Source organism: Spirillospora sp. CA-294931, assembly GCF_050946795.1.
Lineage (GTDB): Bacteria > Actinomycetota > Actinomycetes > Streptosporangiales > Streptosporangiaceae > Spirillospora.
Genome location: NZ_CP192006.1, coordinates 4,561,207 through 4,580,229 on the forward strand (window position 1 = coordinate 4,561,207; position 19,023 = coordinate 4,580,229).

A 19,023-nucleotide genomic window follows, 5' to 3' on the forward strand; every position below is an offset into this window, starting at 1 on the left:
GCGGGGGCGTTTCGCGTGCCGATGTTGTCGCGGTGGGTCAGGTGGCGAGGATGACGGCGGTGCCGATGAGGATGTGCTGGTGGTAGTCGCTGTTGTAGCTGGAGCGGAGGCCGATGACGGCGTGGGCGCCGCGTTGGCGGGCGGCGTAGGCGAGTTTGTCGAGGGCCTTGCCGATGTCGTGGTCGTCGGCCCAGACGGGGAAGGCCTGGACGACGGGGTTGCTGCCGGCGATGGGGATGTGGTCGGTGGTGTAGATGGGGATCATCGCGTCATTGTCGGGGGTGGGGTGGGGGTGGGCAACGCGGCGAAGACGCGGGTCAGGCTGGGCGGGGCACGGTGGGGAGGATGATGTGCGAGGGCCGCTGCGTGTCGTGGAAGACGGTGTTGTCGGCGATGAGGTGCCGGCGTTGTGTGCCGGGCGGTTCGCCGGTGTTGGGGTTGATGTCGAAGCGCGGATGGTTGGAGCTGGAGATGTCGAGGCGGATCCGGTGGCCGGCGACGAAGAGGTTGCTCGTGGGGTAGAGCGTGATCGTGACCGGGGTGATTTCGCCGGGTGGTAGGGGGCTGGGCGGGTCGCCGGTCCGGTATTTGAGCCGGATGATCGAATCGGTGAGGTTGAGGGCGTAGCCGTGGGGGTGGGCTGTCGAGGGTGGGTAGAGGTCGATCAGCTTGGCGGTGAAGTCGGTGTCGGCCGCGGTGGTGGTGACCCACAACCGGACCTCGATCGGCCCGGTCAGTTCGAGGTCGTCGACGAGCGGGTCGGTCTGGAAGACCAGGACGTCAGCGCGTGCCGCGAGCGGGAGGTAGGGCGGCTGGCTGCCGTACAGGTGGGCGGATTCGCGCTGGTCGAAGCCGCCCGGTTCGAGGAGGTTCTGGATGCCCTCGAACATGTATGTGTCCCGGGGGTCGGTGATTCCGGGTGGCAGGCCGGGTGCCTCGAACAGTGAGGAGACGTTGCCGCCGATCGACGGCACTGGGTCGGCCGGGTCGAACCGGTAGGTGGTCGAGGATGTGTCCTCCGCGGGCGGCTGGGGGTTGAGGCCGCCGTCTTGGTGCAGGTAGTAGGGGACGTGGACGGTCCGTGCCAGTGGCCATTCGTACTCGTCGCGCCATCGGCCGCCGTGGCTGAGCCGGCCTTCCGGGCCGCGTGCGCCCGATCCCCCGCCCATCACGAAGATCCGCACCGGCGGGTCATGGTCGGCGCCGTTGGGTCGCTGCTTGAGCCAGCGGTCGTACCAGCGCAGGTGGGTGCCGATGACGTCGATGGCCGCGTCTTGGCCGAACCACAGGTCGCCGGCTGTGGTTTCCCCCGTCCGGTCGTGCGACCAGGGCCCGACGATCAGTTTGATCGGTCCGGTCTTGCGGGCGGACAGGCCCTCGAACAGTTCGAATGTGGCGCGGGTGTAGGAGTCGTACCAGCCGCCCATCAGCAGTGTGGGGACGTCGGTGAAGCGGTCGAGGTGGGCGGCCGGGTTGATTCCCGGGTTCGTCCAGAAGTCGTCGTAGGAGTCGTGGGTGAGCAGCGCGAACGCCAGCCGCTCATATGGCGGGACGAGGGCGAGCTGGGTGGCGCCGGGCCGGATCGGCCAGCGGCGTAGCCATTGCCCGAACGGTATCGGGTCCTTGTTGAGGGCGGCGTCCACCCATGGCTGTGCCTTGAGCGCGGCCTGGGTGTTGCGTGCGGAATGCCAGAACATCCAGGCGATCCATCGCAGTTCCAGCGCGCCGCCGTGCCGGATCGAGCTGGTGTAGCCGTTGGCGCCGCTCTGGTTCGGCACCATCGCGGCCAGTCCTTCGGTGCCGGCGGCGGCGGTGGCCGTCTGCGTCCAGCCGAGATAGGAGGTGCCCCAGGTGCCGACCTGGCCGTCGCACCACGGCTGGGCGCGTACCCAGCCGACGGCGTCATGCCCGTCTTCGGCCTCGCAGCCGAGAAACCCCAGTTCGCCCTCGGACCCGAAACAGCCGCGGCAGTCTTGGATCACCACGACGTATCCCCGTGCGGTGAACCAGTGCGCCCACTCGTCTTCCTCCCCGGCGGTGGACTTGCCGTATGGGGTACGGACCAGCAGGGTCGGCAGCGGTGTGCCGACGACGCCGTCCTGCCCGGCAGGCCGGTACACGTCCGTGGCCAGCCGCGCTCCGTCGCGCATCGGGACCATGAGGTCCGGCTCCAGGGCCGTGTGATACATCGGCTCGGAAATGCCTTCGTCGGCTGCCACAGAGGCGTGTCTAGCCAAGATCCACTCATGGTGTCAACGGTCACTGGGTTCGGAGCTCCGCTGACGGTCTCGGGATCGCTCCAGCATCCGGCTGCCCGGCGACGCTCGCGTGTCCGGGTGGCCGATTGTGTCGGAGGGGGGCGGTAGCGTCCGGCGGGTGCGTCCCAGCGAAGTGCAGCGGCTGACGGTTGGCGAGACGGTTGACCGGTATGCGGAGATGGTCCGTGCCAAGAGCTCGACTGGGGCGCTGGCGCCCGGTACGGCCGAGGTGTACGCGCGTGATGTGCACACCTTCGCCGAGCTCGCGGGTCCGGTGCGGGTGCTGGACGATCTGGACGGTGCCGATGTGGAGGAGGTGCTGCTGCGGTTCGCGCGCAAGCCGGACGGGCGGCGGTCGCGTCCGGTGCCGTCGGGGCCTGGTCCGGCGCAGAGCGCGTCGTCGCAGGCGCGGTTCCGGCGTTCGGTGTCGGCGTTCTTCCAGTACGCGGTGGTGGCGGGGTGGGTGCAGCTGAATCCGATGCAGGCGGTGACGTTGCGTCCCAAAGTGCGTGGTGGGCTGCGTCCGGAGCGGCGGGCGCTGACGACCGAGCAGGCCGAGGGGCTGCTGGGTGCGGCGCAGGAGCTGGTGGTGCGCGAGCCGCGGGGGCAGGGGCGCGCCGACCAGCGCACCGGGTTGCGCGACGGGTTGATCGTGCTGCTGCTGGCGGCGGTGGGGCCGCGGGTGTCGGAGCTGACCTCGGCCGATGTCGAGCATTTCTTCGTGAACGCCGGGACGCGGTATTGGCGGATCTTCGGTAAGGGGGGCCGTACTCGTGATGTGCCGCTCCCCCATCCGGTGGCGCTGGTTCTGGACGCCTATCTCGGTGAGGGGCGTCCGGCGCTGGATCGTGGCCGCGAGCCCAAGGCGCTGCTGCTGTCGTGGCGGGGACGTCGTCTGGCGCGCGGTGACGTCCAGGCGGTCATCGATCGGGTGCTGGCGCGGGTCGATCCCGAGCGGCGGCGTAGCGTGACCCCGCACGGGCTGCGTCACACCACCGCCACGCATCTGCTGGCCGCCGCCACCGACATGGACGCGGTCCGCCGTGTTCTGGGTCACGCGGATCTGTCGACTCTGGGCCGTTATCGTGACGAATTGCCCGGCGAGCTGGAGGCGGCGATGCGCGTCCATCCGCTCTTGGGGTCGGTCGCCCCGCCTGAGGCGCCGTCATAGCGTCCCGGCGGGCCGTAGCCGTGGTGGGCGGTGCGACCCGCGGCTCGGAGCGGTCGCGAACCCGGCGTGGGCGATGAAGTACGTGACGCGACGTGGCTCCGGCGATCCCAGCTCCCGGCGGCGGATGCCGTAAGGGGCTGTGCGTGCCGGTGGGGCGGCCCGCGGCGGCTGGCGTCCGGGCTGCCTCGATCCGGTGGGTTGGGCGCTGCGGAACCCGGGTCGGACGGCGCCGAGCGGGGTGGTTTCGTGGGTGTCGTGGAGCTTCATGCCGGTGATGTCGTGGGGGCGCGGGGTGGGGTGCGGGTGGTGAGGTGGTGGGTCAGGGCCAGGGTGGTGAGCAGGGTGGTGAGGGCGCAGACGCCGGGCCAGCCCAGGTGGGTGTGGGCCTGGGTGCCGGTCCAGGAGCCGAGGCTGCCGCCCAGGTAGGAGCAGGTCATGTAGGCGGTGTTGAGGCGGGCGCGGATGCCGGGGCGCAGGGAGTAGATGCGGACCTGGTTGGCGACCATGCCGGACTGCATGCCGATGTCCAGGGCCAGGGTGCCCACGACGAGGGCGGTCATGCCGGTGGGGCCGCCGAGGGTGGCGAGGGTGAGGATGGCTGCGGCGGCCAGGACGGTCAGGAGGCAGACGCGGTTGACGGCGTCGGGGCCGTGGCGGTCGACCAGGCGTCCGGCGTGGGGGGTGGCGAGCATGGTGGCGGCGTTGACCAGGGCCAGTGCGCCGACGGCGTGGGCGCCGAGGTGGTAGGTGGGGCCGGTGAGCAGGGGCGCGGCGCTGGTCCAGACCGCGCAGAAGCCGGCGAAGACGGCGGCTTGGTAGAGGCAGGAGCGGCGCAGCAGCGGTTCGGTGCGCAGCAGGCGCAGCGGCTGGGTCAGCAGGTGGGGGTAGGGCTGGGTGGACGGGGGTGTCGTGGTCGGGAGGGCGTGGGCGAGGCAGGCGGCGATGGTGAGGGTCAGGGCGGCGGCCAGCAGGTAGGGGGCGCGCCAGCCGAGCCATTCGCTGAGGGCGCCGCCCAGGGCTCGTGACAGCAGCATGCCGCCGATGGATCCGCTGAGCAGGGTGCCGCCGACGGCGCCGCGGCGGTCGGCGGCGACCAGGCCGGCGGCCATCGGGCCGATGAGGGGGGCGACGACGGTGGTGACGCCGATCAGGGCGCTGGCGCCGATGAGGGGTCCCAGGGACGGGGCGGCGCACGCGGCCAGCAGGGCGATGCCGGTCAGGGTGAGCAGGGTGGTGAGCAGGGGGCGGTGCGGCAGGCGGTCGCCGAGGGGGACGAGCAGGAAGATCCCGGCGGCGTAGCCGAACTGGACGGCGGTGACGACCTGGGTGGCCGTGCCGGGTTCCAGGTGCAGTCCGGTGGCGATGGTGGGGGTGATCGCCTGGGGGAAGTAGACGTTGCCGACGGCGGTCCCGCAGGTCAGGGCGAGCAGGAGGATCAGGCGGCGGCTCACGGGTGTCATGGCCGCGAGTCCACGGCAGCGGGGGTGGGCGCGGCAATCGATGTAGCGTGGGGCTTAATGATCAGTTTTGTGCTGGGTGTGGAGGATCTGGCGGACACCCGGTTCGCGATCTCGCCGCTGCACGAGACGGTGCTGAGCCTGCGGGTGCTGCGTGAGCCGGGACGTCACGCGCTGCTGTTGCCGTGGCGGCGGTCGGTGATGGGGCGGCTGGGTGGGGTGGACACGCGGCTGCTGCTGGCGCTGGTGGGCGCGTCGCATGCGCTGCCGGACTTCCTGACGCCGCGTCCGCCGGTGTTCGCGCCGGTGTTCGCCGAGGAGCTGGCGGTGGTGCGGAGCGCTCCGGCGGCGCTGGTGCGGCGTGATCTGGCCGCCGCGCACGCGCCGGATCCGTTGCCGGAGGTGCTGGCCGCCGAGGGTGACCGGGCGGTGCTGGCGGTGCGTGACGCGGTCTGTGACGTGCTGGCGCACTATTGGCGGGTCGCGCTCGAGCCGTCCTGGCCGCGGTTGCGGCTGGTGATGGAGGCCGACACCACCTACCGGGCCCGGCGGCTGGCCGTGGGCGGGGCGCGGGCGCTGTTCGCCGACATGCATCCGAACCTGCGGTGGCGGGACGGTGTCCTGCACATCGGCCAGATGATCGGACGGCACCGGGTGGAGGCGTCGGGGCGGGGGCTGCTGCTGATGCCGTCGGTGTTCGCGCACAAACCGGCCCCGCCGGTCAGCCCGCTGGAGCCGCCGATGCTGTCCTACCCGTGCCGGGCGGTGGCGACGCTGTGGGCGGCGCCACCGCCGGTGCAGGCGTCGGCGCTGGCGGCGCTGCTGGGTCCGGCGCGGGCCCGGCTGCTGGCGCTGCTGGAGGAGCCGCTGCCCACGGTGGAGCTGGCGCGGCGGCTGGCGGTCACGCCCAGCGCCGTCTCGCAGCACCTGCGGGTGCTGCGCGGCGCGGGGCTGGTCACCGGTGTCCGGGACGGCCGTCATGTGCTGTATCGGCGCAGCCCGCTGGGCGACGGCCTGGCCGCCGCGCCGCCGGGTCAGCGTGACAGTTCGGGGTAGTAGTCGCGGCGGTGGTGGGAGGAGTCGCGCAGCCGGCGCAGGAGCGCGGCGGGGTACTCGATGAGCCAGTAGCTGGCCGCGGCGGCGGGCACCGCGACCGCCAGCACGATCAGCAGCGCGGGCGCGAACCCGGCCGGGCCGCCGGGCAGCGCGCCGGCGTCGTCGAGCGCGATCATGATCGGTTCGTGCCAGAGGTAGAGGCTGTAGCTGACCAGGCCGGTGCCGGTGAGCCAGCGGGCGCGCAGCGCGCGGTGCCAGCGGGCCTCGTGGCGGACGTGGACGGTGGCGTACAGCAGCATCACCCACAGCGCCGACGCCGCGGGGTGGTACAGCAGTGTCGCGGCGCCGTCGGGGCGGGCGGGGTCGGTCGCGGCCCAGGTCAGCGCCGCCAGTGCGGCGATTGTGGCGAGCCGGGCCGTGGCGGCGCCGCGGTGGCCCAGGCGGCCGCGGCCGTCCAGGGCGGCGATCGCGACGGCCAGCAGCATCCCGGCGGCGAAGGCGTGGAAGCGTGCCTGGGGGCCGTAGTAGGCGGGCCAGTCGGTGGAGGGGATCGCCAGGACGTACCGGGCGGTCACCAGCCACGCCACGGGCGCGGCGTACAGTGCCGCGCAGCCCGCGGCGCAGACCGCGACCCGGGCCGCGCGGCGCTCCAGGCGGCGGCAGGCGCGCGTCGCCGCGGGGCCCAGCATCATCAGCAGCCCGTAGAACATGATCTCCAGGGACATCGACCATGACGCGCCGATGGTGTAGAAGATGCGTTCGCGGTCGAAGACCTGCGTGAAGGTCAGGTGCTCGACCAGGTCGATCCAGTCGCCGGGCAGGTCCGGGTTGCGGGTGGCCCACACCACCAGGATCGCCGTCCAGTACAGCGGCAGGATCCGCACGGCGCGGCGGTACAGGAACGTGCGGGCCGAGCGGGTGGGGCGGCGGTCGATGGCGTCGCGGGCGTAGCCCAGGGTCAGCAGGAACGCCGACAGGACGAAGAACAGGTCGACGATCTCGAAGGAGAACACCGCGCGGGAGAACCGGTCGGTGAGCGGCGGCTGCGGCCCGGCGGGGCCGTGGGGGGTGTAGTGCTGCCAGACGTGGAAGACCACGGTGCTCAGGGCGGCGATGCCGCGGTAGCCCTCCAGTTCGCGGATGCGGCCACCGCCGTGCGGGCCGCCCTCGGGGGCGCCTTCGGGTGGGTGGGTGGTGGTGCGGGGGCGGGTGCCGTTCAGGGCCGGGTCGGGCTTCACGTGTCCCGCCCCCGGTCGCCGCCGCGGGGGGTGACGCGCCATTGGCGGTCGCCCAGGCCCTCCTTCAGGTGGGCGTTGCGGGCGATCATGTTCTTGAAGTGGCTGTAGAACACGCTGGACACCAGCAGGTAGGACCAGAACCAGCGGTGGCGGCGGCGCAGTTCGGGGACGGCCAGCCGCCAGGCGAAGTAGGTCTGCACCGGCCCGGTCGCGACGGTGAACACCGTGGCCAGCAGGAACGTGGGCACGGCCCAGTCCAGGTTGCCCGCTCCCCCGGCGCGCCAGCCCGAGTAGGCCAGGATCGGCAGGATCTGCAGGGTGAGCCACGGCTGGATCTCGCGCCAGCCCAGCAGCACCAGCAGCCCGGCGCGCTGGCGGGGGGTGAACACCGGCGCGGTCACGGCGCGGCGCAGGTGCCGCAGCGAGACCTGCAGCCAGCCCTGCGCCCAGCGGGTCCGCTGGTTCCACAGGGCCCGCAGCGTGGTCGGCGCCAGCTCGCGGGAGATCAGCTCGCGGTCGACGGCGATGCGGGCCCCGGCGGTCAGGGCCCGCAGGGTGGAGTCGATGTCCTCGGTCAGCATGGTGCCGTGCATGCGGGTCGAGGCCAGCAGGTCGGTGCGCCAGAACCCGTTGGATCCGCCGAACAGCCCGAACCCGTACAGGCGGGTGCGTCCGGGGTGGCTGACGGCGTAGATGGCCTCGAACTCCACCGCGACCATCCGCGCGACCCAGGAGCTGTCGCCGTTGCGGACCACGCAGTGGCCCTGGACGACGTCGTAGCCGTGTGACAGCCAGTGCCACGCCAGCCGGAACGCTCCGGGGTGGGGGTGGTGGTCGGCGTCGAACACCCCGACGAACTCGCCGCGCACCCGGGTGATGGCGGCGTTGAGGTTCTGCGCCTTGGAGGTGCTGCCGGTGACCGGCAGCAGCACCAGCCGCGGGTCGCGGCGGGCCAGGTCCCGCAGCGCCTCCTCCACCGGCAGCGGCCGGGGGGTGTTGTAGGCCAGGACGATCTCCAGTTCGCCGGGATAGTCCAGCCGCAGGAACGACTCCACGGTCTCCACGATGGTCGCGGCCTCGTTGGGCAGGTACGCGGCGATGATCGCGCTGGCGGCCGGGTAGGGCCGGGCGGGGTGCGCGGGGCGCGGGACGGCGTCCAGCGTGAACAGGCACTCCAGCATGATCAGCGCGGCGGCGGTGACGAGCGCCGCCACCACCACCCAGTACATGACGGGTCCGGCGTCGATGCCGGCCTGGTAGAGGGCGACGTATCCGGCCAGCGGGGCCAGCACGCCGAACACCAGCATCAGCAGCGGCGACAGCACCGGCAGCAGCGCCCGGGCGGCCCGTCCGGGCAGCGAGCGCCGCCGCGGGGTGCCGTGCATCCACGGCTGGTACCGCACCGGGCGCAGGTCGCGGTGGTGCGCGGCCTCCTGCGCGGCGTCGCGGGCGCTGGCGACCGCGTAGGTGTGGCCGGGACGGTCATGGCACTCGGCCAGCGGCACCCACCCCACCAGCGGGGTCAGCCGCAGATGCTCGTCGGCGACGATGAACCGGGTGGAGGCGACGGCGTCGGCGAACTCCTGCAGGGTGCGCTGAGCGGTCTCGGCGTCGATGCCCGGCAGCAGCATCAGCAGATGACCGTCGTCGTCCCAGCCGAACCGGTCGCAGGCGGCACCGAGCCGTTCGGCGACGCCCGCCATCCGCTCGGCGACCTCGCGGCGCACCCGGTGACCCAGGCGGGTCTCCAGCGTCGCCATCTCCGCGACGCCGACGACCGCGACGACCCCGTCGGGACGTCCCGGGTGCGGACGGCCCAGCTCGCGGTCGACCTCGTCCAGGAAATGGGGCCGCGAGTACAGGCCGGTGGAGGGGTCCAGCGGCAGGTGCTCCACCGGCACCGGCACCCGGCGCAGCTTGGCGTCGATCCGGGCCAGCAGCTCATCGGGGTCGGAGGAGTCGGGCAGGCAGTCGTCGGCGCCGGAGCGCAGGCCCTCCACCACCGCGGCCGGGCCGGTGTCGGCGGTCAGGACCAGCAGCGGCGCCGCGCGCCCGGCCGGAACCTGCCGCACCTCGTGGATCAGCGCGCGGGCGCCGTGGTCGCGGGCCGCGTCGCCGGTCAGGGCGATCACGGCGTCGGGCGGGGTCAGCCGCGCCTGGCGGCGCACGTCGCCCGGCTCGGCGTGGTGGATCTGGTGACCGGCCGCGGCCAGCGTGCGATGGACCTGGTCAAGGCGCGGGCCGGGCGTTCCGACGGTCAGGACGTGGGTGCTGGTTCGGGGGGCGGGACGGACACGGGGCGGTGAACTGGGCGGGGGGGAGGTCACCGGGTTCCTTCCACTGCTCACGGGAGACTAAAGGGGACTTGCGTGCTATTTGTCCCACAGCAGGGTGGAAGGGGCGCAAGGGGTCAACGGGGCAGGTGGTACGAGAATTCACCTGATCGAAATGAACTTTCACGGACCAGAAACGTCCCGTCACACCCAGCCGATGGCCGACGGCTCGGGGAACCCGCCATGCCACACCCCGTAGATCACCAGCATCACCAGCGCCGGAGCGGCCACCGCCGCCGCCAGCCCGCCGAGCCGCCCCCGCGCCGACAGCCCCCACCAGGTGAACACCGCGCAAACGACCAGTCCCGGGACCGCGAACCGCCCCTCCAGCGCGTTGGTGGTGAACGTCACCCCCGACAGCACCGCCGCCGCCACCGGCACCGGACGCCACGCCGCCGCCCGGTCCCCCAGCCCCGCCATCAGCGCCGCGAACACCACCACCAGCCCCCCGTACCACAGGTAGTGGCCCACGTACTCGTCCCAGAAATGCGCCACCGCGCCCGGATCGACGTTGCCGACCGAGTTGGCCGCCAGATGCACCCCGTGCCCCTCCACATAGGTGATCGCGCCCACCAGGAACAGCGCCCACACCCGCCCCCCGGCACCGCCCGCCCGCAACGCCCCCGCCGCCGTCAGCAGCACCGCGTACGGCGTGGCCACGTCCACCCAGTCCGCCCACCGCGTCCGCTCGGCCGTCTCCCCCATCCACGCCAGCCCGAACCCCACGTGATGACTCAGCGCGTAGGCCACCGCCATCGCCCCCAGCCACCGCAGCACCCGCCCGTCCCCGCCCTCCTCCCGCACCCCACGGCCGGACGACGTCATCGAAACGGGACCAGACATGCGCACGCTCCCGGGCGGGCTCGACCGACTCAACGCCCCATGATGACCCCAATCCCGCCCCCGCCACCCCGCACACACCGAACCGCCGCCGACTCCCACACAGAAACCCAGCGCCCACCACCCCACCGCGCCACCGAAACACCTCCCCCGCCGAGCCCGACGGCGTCACGCTCATAGACCGGCCCCCGCCCTGGACGGCCCCGGCGATCACCCCGAGTCTGAGCGGCCGCGTCCGCGACCTCCAGCGACTGTGACGGCGGCACTGGAATCGCTGTGCGCGCCGGGCCCCCTTGTGTGAGAGAGATGACAGCTGCGCTCGAAGGTGGCACCGAGGACGTCGGGGCGCCGCGGGCCGGCAAGCCGCTGGACGATCCCGCGCTGGAGGCGGCGCACCGCTTCACCCCGGCTCATGGGCCCGGTGATGGGCGGTGGTCAGGTGTCCAGGAGGGTGCGGGCCAGTTCGTAGGCGCGGGTCAGGTCGTCGCCGCGGTAGTCGGCCGAGGCGATGCCCGCCAGGTGGTGGTCGGCGTTCACCGCGACCGAGTGGGTCACGTGCTTGAACAGCGGCGCGTCCGACATCGAGTCGCCGTAGGCCACGCACCGCTCGGGCGGCAGGCCGTGCCGCCGGCGCAGCCGCTCGGCGATCACGACCTTGTCGGCCGGGGTCAGCACCCCCTCGGGGTCCAGCGGCGCGCGGAACGGCAGCGGCGGGAACCGTGAGGCGAACACCTCGTCGAACCCCAGCTCCAGCAGGTGCCGCGCGAAGAAGTCCGGCGACATCGTGATCACCGCGGAGTGCTCGCCCCGCGCGCGGATGTCGGCGCAGACCTGTTCGATGCCGTTGAGCCACGTCCCGGCCGCATACGCCGCCGCGACCGCCGCCGGGGTCAGGTGCCCCCACAGCCGGTGGATCTCGGCCGAGAAGCCGCGGGTGTCGATCGTCCCGGCGGCGAAGGCGTCCTCCAGGGCCCGCAGCTCGGGCAGCGTGCCCAGCTGCCGCGCGACCTCCAGGTTGGCGGTGGACCCGGTCAGCAGGGTGCCGTCCATGTCGAAGAGGTGAAGTACGGCCACAGCGGGCATTGTGGCGGCGGGACGCGCCCGGCGTCGAACCGTTTTCCCGTCAGTCGTCCTTGTCGCGCTCGGGCCAGATCGCGTAGGAGACCAGGATCGCCGCCCAGATGGCCAGCGGCACCATCGGCCAGTAGAAGCGCGGCTCGCCCGCGCGCAGCGACGTCGCGCCCCAGATCACCGTCATGACCACGGCGCCGACCGCCCAGTACCCCCACTCGTTGAACCACTCGCGGCGGTCGGCCTCCTGCCGCCGGGCCGCCTTCGCCGACGACGCCGCGCGCGAGACGGGCAGGTCGGCCGTCAGCGGCTCCAGCTGCCCCACCGTGACGGCCGAGGTGGCCAGCTCGAGCCGCCGGTTGTACTCGGCGGTGTCCAGCGCGCCCTCGGCCAGCGCGTCGCCCAGCCGTTCGATGGTGGTGTTGCGGTCGATGTCGGCGGCGCGCACGGCGCCGGTGGCGGGGTGCTTGTTCAGGTGCGGTTCCATCGTGTGCTCCCGTTGAGGCTGTCGATCTCCAGGATCTCCCCGGGACGCGGCCCGGGTCGTCCTCCGGGGTGAGGAACCGGCCCTACATCCTTCGCAGGACCAATGCCCGCCCCTGCCCTAAGTAGGGGGCGGTCAGGTTCCTTCGTCCGATGCCCCGGGGGGAGATCGTTCTCTAGGCTCTTGCCCCATGGACGCAGTCATGGATCTCTTCCACTCGCTCACCGAGCATCTGGACGCCGCGGTGACCTCACCGTGGTTCTACCTCGCGCTGTTCGCCGTCGCGGTGATCGACGGCTTCTTCCCGGTCGTTCCCAGCGAGAGCATGGTGATCACCGGGGGCGTGTACGCGGCGTCCACGGGAGAGCCGAACGCGGCCGCGGTGATGGCGCTGGCCGCGCTGGGCGCCTTCATCGGCGACCACGTGTCCTTCTACGTCGGGCGCGGCCCCGGCCAGAAGATGGTCGCGCGGATGAAACCCGGCACCCGCAAGCACAAGGCGTTCACCTGGGCGCAGGCCCTGATGCGCGAACGCGGCGGCCTGATCCTGGTCGTGGCCCGCTACGTGCCCGGCGGCCGCACCGCCGTGACCATGACCATGGGCACCTGCGGCTACCCCCGCCGCTGGTTCGCGTTCTTCGCCGGCATCGCCGCGATCTCCTGGGCCGTGTACGGGGTCGTGCTCGGCTACGTCGGCGGCAAGGCCTTCGAGGAGTCCCCGATCAAGGGCGTGGCCGTCGGGCTGGGCCTGGCGCTGTCGGTGACCGCCGTCGTGGAGATCGTCCGCTACCTGCGCAAGCGCAAGTCCGCCCCGGCCACGGACGAGAACGAGGCCGAGGTCGGCGCCGAGCCCGAAGAGAAGCCCGTCACCACCGGCTAAACACCCCTAAACCGGAAGATCCACCCTGATTTCATGAACATAGGGTGAACTTCTGTGGCTTGCTGCAAGATCTCACGTTAGGGCGGCACCGCCCACCGACGTGAGGGAGAGCATGCGAGCGCCAGAGTTCAGCGCCCAGTGGTACCGCGAGGTCACCGAGTTCGCCCACGGGCTGCCCCCGTGGGCGCGCGAGGCCGCCGAGATCGGCACCGACGCGGGCCTGGGACTGTTCGCCGTGCTGTTCCTGGCGGGCTGGTGGCGGGCCCGCGGCCGCGGCGACCGGGCCATGGCCCTGGCGCTGACCGCGCCGGTGGCCGTCATCGCCGCCTACCTGGTCAGCGAGATCTCCAAGACCCAGCTGCGCGAGGAACGCCCCTGCCGCGCCGTGGCGGGCGCCGTGAACATCGCCGCCTGCCCCGCCCCCGGCGACTGGTCCTTCCCCAGCAACCACGCCACCATCGCCGCCGCCTCCGCCGCCGCGATCGTGGTCGCCTGGCGGGCCCTGGCCCCGCTGGTGCTGCCGCTGGCCGCGCTGATGGCCTTCTCGCGCGTGCTGGTCGGCGTCCACTACCCCCACGACGTCGCCGCCGGATACCTGCTGGGCGCCGCCGTCGCCGCCCTGGCCTGCCTGGCCGCCGCGCGGCCCGCCGCCGCCCTGGTCGGCCGCGCCCGCGCCCTGCCCGGCGGCCCCGCCCTGCTCGGCACACCGCCCGCACCGCGTCCGCCCGCCGTGCCGATGTCCGCCACGCCGACCGTCCCCGACCTGGTCCCCGTCGGCGCCGATCACTCCCCCGGCTCGGCCACCAGGCCCGCCTCGTAGGCCACGATCGCCGCCTGCACCCGGTTACGGACCTCAAGACGCGCCAGGATCGCGCTCACATACGCCTTCACGGTGCCCTCCACCACGTGCAGCCGCGCCGCGATCTCCTGGTTGGACAGGCCCGCGCCCACCAGCGCCAGCACCTCGGTCTCCCGGGGCGTCAGCGCCCGGGTGCGGGCCCGCGCCGAGGTCCCCCGCGTCATCCGCCCCGACGACAGCTCGGTGATCACCCGGTGCGCCACCTTCGGCGACAGGAACGCCGCCCCCTCCGCCACCGCCCGCACCCCCGCGATCAGCTCGTGCGGATCGCCGGACTTCAGCAGGAACCCGCTGACCCCGCCCGCCAGCGCCCGCTCGATGTACTCGTCCTCACCGAACGTCGTCAGCATCGCCACCGCCGTGTCCGGCACCGCCCGCCGCAACTCCTCGGCCGCCGCCAGCCCGTCCATCCGCGGCATCCGGATGTCCAGCACCGCCACGTCCGGACGATGGCTCAGCGCCAGCTCCACCGCCGCGCGCCCGTCACCGGCCTCGGCCACCACCTCGATCCCCGGATCGGCCGTCAGGATCGCCCGCACCCCCGCGCGGATCATCGCCTCGTCGTCGGCCAGCAGAACCCGGATCACCCTCGCCACTCCCTCACCCGCCGCCGCTCTGGCCGCCGTTCGCGCCGCCGCCCAGCGGAGCGCGGTAGACGTCCTTGCGCGCCAGCCGGTCACCGGCGAAGCACACCCGGAACACCTCGCTGCGCCCCAGCAGATCGGCGTCGGACCGGTAGAACCGGCACCGCGTCCCGGGCGGATCCAGCGCCCGCACCCTATCGATGTCCGAGCTCATCAGCTGCCGCGGCGGCAGCACCCGCTCCACCTGCGCCCGCGGCTGCCCCACCCGCAGCCGCGCGTAGTCGCGCGGGCTCAGCACCGAGGTGAACACCACGTACACGTAGTAGCCCGCCATCACCGCCGACAGCACCGCCACCAGCCCCGCCGGCACCGCGATCGTGGTGATCAGCACCCGCCGCACCTGCCGCCGCTGCCGCTGCAACCGCAGCGAGGACTCCGAGGCGTCCGCCGCCGCCGGAGCCGCCCCCGCCGGGGGCGCCGCGTCCGGCAGCTCGGCCACCACCGCGAACCCGCCCCGCGGATCCGGGCCCGCGCGCAGCGTCCCGCCCGCCAGCCGCACCCGCTCGGCCAGCCCCGTCAGCCCCCGCCCACCACCGGACGGCAGCAGCCGCGGCCCCTCCGGCGGCGCCGGATTCTCCACCGCCACCCGCGTCCCGTCCCCCGAACGCGACAACCGCACCACCACCCGCGCCCCCGGCGCGTGCTTGGCCGCGTTCGTCAGCGCCTCCTGCACCACCCGGTGCACCGCCAGATCCGCCATCGCCCCCGGCGCCCCCGCGTCCCGCCCGCCGCCGGGGCCAGTGCCGGTGTCGTCCTCCAGCGTCACCGGGACGCCCGACGCCCGCGCCCGCGCCACCAGCTCGGCCACGCTCTCCCGCGCCGGGCGGATCGGCGCCTCACCCCCCGAACCGGGCGAGCCAGCCGGGCCGTCCGGGCCGTCGGCGTCCTCGCGCAGCACCCCGATGATCTCCCGGAGCCGGTCGGTCGCGGCCGCCGCCCCCGCCCGCAGCTGCGCCGCCGCCTCCCGATGCCCCGGCTCCAGCCCCGGCGCCACCTGCAACGCCCCCGCCCGCACCGCGATCAGCGCCAGCTCGTGCCCCAGCGAATCGTGCATGTCCTGCGCGATCCGCGACCTCTCGCGCAGCCGCTCCTGCTCGGCCACGATCCGCTGCTCGCGCTCCAGATGCTCGGCCCGCTCCCAACCCGCGTGCACCAGCTCCTGGTACTGCCGCCAGTACCGGCCCACCAGCCACGGCAGCACCCCCAGCACCACCAGCCAGATCGTCTGCGGGAACCACGAGGTCACATCCTCACCGCGCAGCGTGTTGTACAGCGACCCCAGCACCAGCGTCCCGCCGAACACCCACAGCACCGGACGCGCGTGCGGCCCCCGCCGCCCCGCCAGATACGACACCACCGGCAACCCGAACACGAAGTTGCCGTGCAGCGGCAGCAGCGCCAGCACCGCGATCAGCGCCGCCGGCGGCCACGCCCGGCACACCCCGATCGCCGCGCCCAGCGCCAGCACCCCCAGCAGCTGCGCCCACCACGGCCGGTCACCCGCCGGCCCGCCGCCGATCAGCCCCAGCAGCACCGGCGCCGCCAGCACCGCCCACAACAGCCCGTCGCGCACCCGCTCGCGCCGCCCCGCCCGCCGCCCCGGCCGCCGCAGCCGCGCCACCAGCCCGCCCGCCGCCGCGACCCCGCGATCCACCAAGTTCACCCAGTTCACGCTACAAGCCCGTGAACTGCGCCGACACTGACGAAAGTCAAGGCTCACCCCCTCCGCTCGCCGAGGACGCGCCATCCGCGACGCGGGTCACGCACCGGCGATGCCGCCAGGCCGCCGCGCGCCCGCCCCCTCATCCATCGCCCGTCGGCACGTAGATCCTGGCGCGCAGCGCGAACTCATGCTCGACGCCGGGGATCCGGTCGGCGCCGAGCGCGATGAGAAGCGCGGCCTCCTCGGCGCTCACCGGCAGGTCCTCGTGCCGCCGGACCCGCCGGCGCAGCGCCCTGTGCCGGGACGCGACCGCCGCGACCGCCCGGTCCGCGGCCTTGGTCGTGTGTTCCGGATCGAGCACACGGAACGCGGCCCAGAAGAACGTCACGAACCACCACACGATCGGCACGAAGATCCACGCCTCCGCGGGCGTGATCTTCTCCGCCTCGGTCCACCCCGCGAGGTACCCGTACACGATGACCGGCCCGGTCGACACCACCCACAGGAACAGATAGGCCAGCCGCAGGCGCCTCCTCGCCCTGGGGGCGAGCACCAGCCCGTCCTCCAGCAGCCGCGCGCGCAGCCCGTCCACCGCGGACGTCACCCGCTCGTCGTCGGCGATGGCTCCCAGCACGGCACCCTCGGGCCTGGCGGCCACCGCCGCGACGACGGCGTCCTCCACAGGCACAAGCCGGCGGCGCGCCGGCCCCGCCACCCGCACACCGCGCCCGGCCAGCCCGAGCACCTGATCTACCCGCAACGCTCCCAGCACGGCCGGCAGCAACCGCTTTCTCGCATCGTCGGCCTCACGCAGGCAAGCCACCTCATAGGGATGGACGTCCCGCGACACCGCGGGACCGCGGCGCAGGAACCGCTTCCACGGCGCCACGACAGACCAGCTCACCACCAGGCTCGCGGTGAGGACCAGGAACCCGACGCTCTGACTGCTCAAGACTGCCCCCCGATGACCGACCGCGTTCACCGCGTTGGACGCGGCGCGTCGACCAACGGTTGCCGGGGCGGGCCGCCAGGTCCGCCGTCGCGCGAGGTGCGGGCCGTGACCCTCGGGCCGGGCGTCCCGAAGGATATAGAGTCTGGGCGTGACCCCCACGCGTGCGGTTCGTGCCCTGAGCGGTTCCTGGACGCGGGCCCGCGTCATGGACGTGGCCCTGGCCACCGGCGCCTGGACGATCACCCTGGCGATGTCGGCGATGACGGCCGGCAGCGACGACAAGGCGCTGTGGCCCTTCGGCGCGTTCCTGATCACCCTGGCGTCCCTGGCGCTGATGTTCCGCCGCCGGTACCCGGTCTCGGTGCTGGTCGTGACGATGATCGTCCCGCCGCTGTACTACCCCCTGGGCTACCCCGAGGGCCCCGTCGGGCTGGTGTTCCTGATCGGGCTGTTCACCGCTGCCGCCCAATGCCGCCTGTGGGTCACCCTGCACGCCGCCGTCGCCGTCAACGCCGGCATCCTGGTGGTGTCGGCCGTGCGCGGCGGACACGAGAACATCGTCGAACCCGAGGGCACCGCCGCGCTGACGGTGATGATGCTCGGCACCATCGGCCTGGGCCAGTACGTGCGCAGCCGCCGGATGCGGATGGAGGCCGCCGAGCACCGCGCCGCCGAGGCCGAGCGCACCCGCGAGGAGGAGGCCCGCCGCCGCGCCACCGAGGAACGCCTGCGCATCGCCCGCGAACTGCACGACATCCTGGCCCACCAGATCTCCCTCATCAACGTCCAGGCCGGCGCCGCGCTGCACCGCCGCGACGACCCCGAACAGGCCTACGCCTCCCTGGAGGCCATCAAGCTGGCCAGCAAGACCACCCTGCGCGAGCTGCGCGGAGTGCTCGGCGTCCTGCGCCAGGTCGACACCGACGAAACCGGCGGCACCCCCGAAGCGCCCACCGCCACCCTGGGCCGCCTCACCGAGCTGCTGGCCCACACCACCGCCGCCGGGATCACCGTCCAGCGGACCGGCGACACCACCGACCAGGCCCTGGCCGATATGCTTCCCGCGCCGGTGGCCCTGGCCGGCTACCGGATCGTGCAGGAAGCGCTCACCAACGCCGTGCGGCACTCGGGAGCCGCCGCCGCCCGCGGCGTCACCGTCACCGTCGATGTGCGCCGCTCCGGCGGCGCGCTGGTCGTCCAGATCGACGACGACGGCGCGGGCCCGTCCGACCCGGCCGCGCTGGAACGGGGCAACGGCCTGCGCGGAATGCGCGAGCGCGCCGCCGCCGTCGGCGGCGACCTGTCCGCCGGGCGCGGCCCGGCGGGCGGGTTCCGCGTGCGTGCCGTGCTCCCGGTCACCGGGAGCCAGGGCCACGACCGTGGCCGTGCGGAGGGGCTGATGGAGGAGAGCGCGTGATTCGGGTACTGCTGGCCGACGACCAGACACTGGTCCGGGCCGGGTTCCGGTCGATCCTCGAAGGCGAGGACGACATCGAGATCGTCGCCGAGGCCGGCGACGGCGAGCAGGCCATCGCCCGCGCCGCCGAGCTGCGGCCCGACGTGGTGCTGATGGACATCCGCATGCCCGTCCTGGACGGCCTGGAGGCCACCCGCCGCATCGTGTCCGACCCCCGCCTGCACGAGGTCCGCGTGGTCATCCTGACCACCTTCGACCTGGACGACTACGTCTACGGCGCCATCAAGGCCGGCGCCAGCGGGTTCCTGGTCAAAGACACCGAACCGCCCGAACTGATCCACGGCGTGCGGGTCGTGGCCCGCGGCGACGCCCTGCTGGCCCCCACCGTCACCCGCCGCCTCATCGCCGAGTTCGCCTCCCGCATCACCGCGCCGCCCCCGGCCGTGGAGCTCAACGCCCTCACCGACCGCGAGCGCGAGGTCCTGGAACTGGTCGCCGCCGGCCTGTCCAACGAGGAGATCGCCGCCCGGCTGGTGCTCAGCCCCGCCACCGCCAAGACCCACGTCAGCCGCATCCTGGCCAAACTCGGCGCCCGCGACCGCGCCCAGCTGGTCGTGCTGGCCTACGAGACCGGCATGATCCGCCCCGGCTGGCTCAGCTGACCCAGGCGCGCAACCGGACCGCCCACCGCGGTGTTCCC

Annotated in this window: 17 protein-coding genes; 6 read left to right on the forward strand and 11 right to left on the reverse strand. The window is 73.4% G+C overall.

From position 1 onward, the window contains the following. Window positions 1-37 precede the first annotated feature (37 nt). Entirely contained in the window at window positions 38-265 is a 228-nt protein-coding gene (locus ACQPY4_RS20400; protein WP_433338683.1) for a hypothetical protein, read from the reverse strand. Window positions 266-317: 52 nt separating this feature from the next. Further along, the gene (locus ACQPY4_RS20405) at window positions 318-2,219 is read right to left on the reverse strand and encodes a CocE/NonD family hydrolase (protein WP_433338685.1); all 1,902 of its coding nucleotides are present in this window, start codon (window positions 2,217-2,219) and stop codon (window positions 318-320) included. A gap of 157 nt (window positions 2,220-2,376) precedes the next feature. Here ACQPY4_RS20405 and ACQPY4_RS20410 point away from each other — a divergent pair, with 157 nt between their 5' ends. Continuing rightward, window positions 2,377-3,429 carry a tyrosine-type recombinase/integrase gene (locus ACQPY4_RS20410; protein WP_433338687.1) on the forward strand — a complete coding sequence of 351 codons (1,053 nt, stop codon included), beginning with the start codon at window positions 2,377-2,379 and terminating at the stop codon, window positions 3,427-3,429. A 263-nt stretch (window positions 3,430-3,692) separates the two neighbouring features. Here the strand turns inward: ACQPY4_RS20410 and ACQPY4_RS20415 are convergent, their stop codons facing one another. Continuing rightward, a complete protein-coding gene (locus ACQPY4_RS20415) occupies window positions 3,693-4,889 on the reverse strand; it encodes an MFS transporter (protein WP_433338689.1) in 1,197 nt (398 codons plus the stop codon). A gap of 57 nt (window positions 4,890-4,946) precedes the next feature. On the opposite strand from ACQPY4_RS20415, the gene ACQPY4_RS20420 reads away from it, so the two are divergent. Next, complete coding sequence (locus ACQPY4_RS20420) at window positions 4,947-5,942, forward strand: metalloregulator ArsR/SmtB family transcription factor (protein ID WP_433338691.1); 996 nt, start codon at window positions 4,947-4,949, stop codon at window positions 5,940-5,942. On the opposite strand, the gene ACQPY4_RS20425 is transcribed toward ACQPY4_RS20420, so the two are convergent. From ACQPY4_RS20425 to ACQPY4_RS20445, 5 genes are all read right to left on the reverse strand, one after another. Further along, the gene (locus ACQPY4_RS20425; protein ID WP_433338693.1) at window positions 5,921-7,180 is read right to left on the reverse strand and encodes an acyltransferase family protein; all 1,260 of its coding nucleotides are present in this window, start codon (window positions 7,178-7,180) and stop codon (window positions 5,921-5,923) included. The two genes, ACQPY4_RS20420 and ACQPY4_RS20425, sit on opposite strands and share 22 nt — an antisense overlap. Continuing rightward, window positions 7,177-9,507 (reverse strand): glycosyltransferase, encoded by a 2,331-nt coding sequence (locus ACQPY4_RS20430; protein ID WP_433338695.1) that lies wholly within the window; start codon window positions 9,505-9,507, stop codon window positions 7,177-7,179. Before ACQPY4_RS20430 ends, ACQPY4_RS20425 begins: the two co-directional genes overlap by 4 nt. Window positions 9,508-9,657: 150 nt before the next feature. Then, a complete protein-coding gene (locus ACQPY4_RS20435) occupies window positions 9,658-10,356 on the reverse strand; it encodes a hypothetical protein (protein WP_433338697.1) in 699 nt (232 codons plus the stop codon). Between the two features lie 432 nt (window positions 10,357-10,788). Continuing rightward, window positions 10,789-11,427 (reverse strand): HAD family hydrolase, encoded by a 639-nt coding sequence (locus ACQPY4_RS20440; RefSeq protein WP_433338699.1) that lies wholly within the window; start codon window positions 11,425-11,427, stop codon window positions 10,789-10,791. 49 nt (window positions 11,428-11,476) lie between these two features. Further along, complete coding sequence (locus ACQPY4_RS20445; RefSeq protein WP_433338701.1) at window positions 11,477-11,911, reverse strand: DUF1707 SHOCT-like domain-containing protein; 435 nt, start codon at window positions 11,909-11,911, stop codon at window positions 11,477-11,479. A gap of 187 nt (window positions 11,912-12,098) precedes the next feature. Here ACQPY4_RS20445 and ACQPY4_RS20450 point away from each other — a divergent pair, with 187 nt between their 5' ends. Together ACQPY4_RS20450 and ACQPY4_RS20455 are read left to right on the forward strand one after the other, a co-directional pair. Beyond that, entirely contained in the window at window positions 12,099-12,788 is a 690-nt protein-coding gene (locus tag ACQPY4_RS20450; RefSeq protein WP_433338703.1) for a DedA family protein, read from the forward strand. 112 nt (window positions 12,789-12,900) lie between these two features. Next, complete coding sequence (locus tag ACQPY4_RS20455) at window positions 12,901-13,608, forward strand: phosphatase PAP2 family protein (protein WP_433338705.1); 708 nt, start codon at window positions 12,901-12,903, stop codon at window positions 13,606-13,608. On the opposite strand, the gene ACQPY4_RS20460 is transcribed toward ACQPY4_RS20455, so the two are convergent. The 3 genes from ACQPY4_RS20460 to ACQPY4_RS20470 all read right to left on the reverse strand — a co-directional run bounded on the left by ACQPY4_RS20460 (window position 13,572) and on the right by ACQPY4_RS20470 (window position 16,906). Continuing rightward, on the reverse strand, window positions 13,572-14,234 hold the full coding sequence (locus ACQPY4_RS20460) for a response regulator (protein WP_433338707.1): 663 nt from the start codon (window positions 14,232-14,234) through the stop codon (window positions 13,572-13,574). The genes ACQPY4_RS20455 and ACQPY4_RS20460 overlap by 37 nt on opposite strands. A gap of 13 nt (window positions 14,235-14,247) precedes the next feature. After that, window positions 14,248-15,954: a sensor histidine kinase gene (locus ACQPY4_RS20465; RefSeq protein WP_433338709.1), complete on the reverse strand. Its 1,707-nt coding sequence runs from the start codon at window positions 15,952-15,954 to the stop codon at window positions 14,248-14,250. Between the two features lie 139 nt (window positions 15,955-16,093). Next, on the reverse strand, window positions 16,094-16,906 hold the full coding sequence (locus ACQPY4_RS20470; protein ID WP_433338711.1) for a TIGR04222 domain-containing membrane protein: 813 nt from the start codon (window positions 16,904-16,906) through the stop codon (window positions 16,094-16,096). A gap of 148 nt (window positions 16,907-17,054) precedes the next feature. On the opposite strand from ACQPY4_RS20470, the gene ACQPY4_RS20475 reads away from it, so the two are divergent. Next, window positions 17,055-18,323: a sensor histidine kinase gene (locus tag ACQPY4_RS20475; protein ID WP_433338713.1), complete on the forward strand. Its 1,269-nt coding sequence runs from the start codon at window positions 17,055-17,057 to the stop codon at window positions 18,321-18,323. Further along, complete coding sequence (locus ACQPY4_RS20480; protein WP_433338715.1) at window positions 18,320-18,985, forward strand: response regulator; 666 nt, start codon at window positions 18,320-18,322, stop codon at window positions 18,983-18,985. Before ACQPY4_RS20475 ends, ACQPY4_RS20480 begins: the two co-directional genes overlap by 4 nt. The last annotated feature ends 38 nt before the right edge of the window (window positions 18,986-19,023 follow it).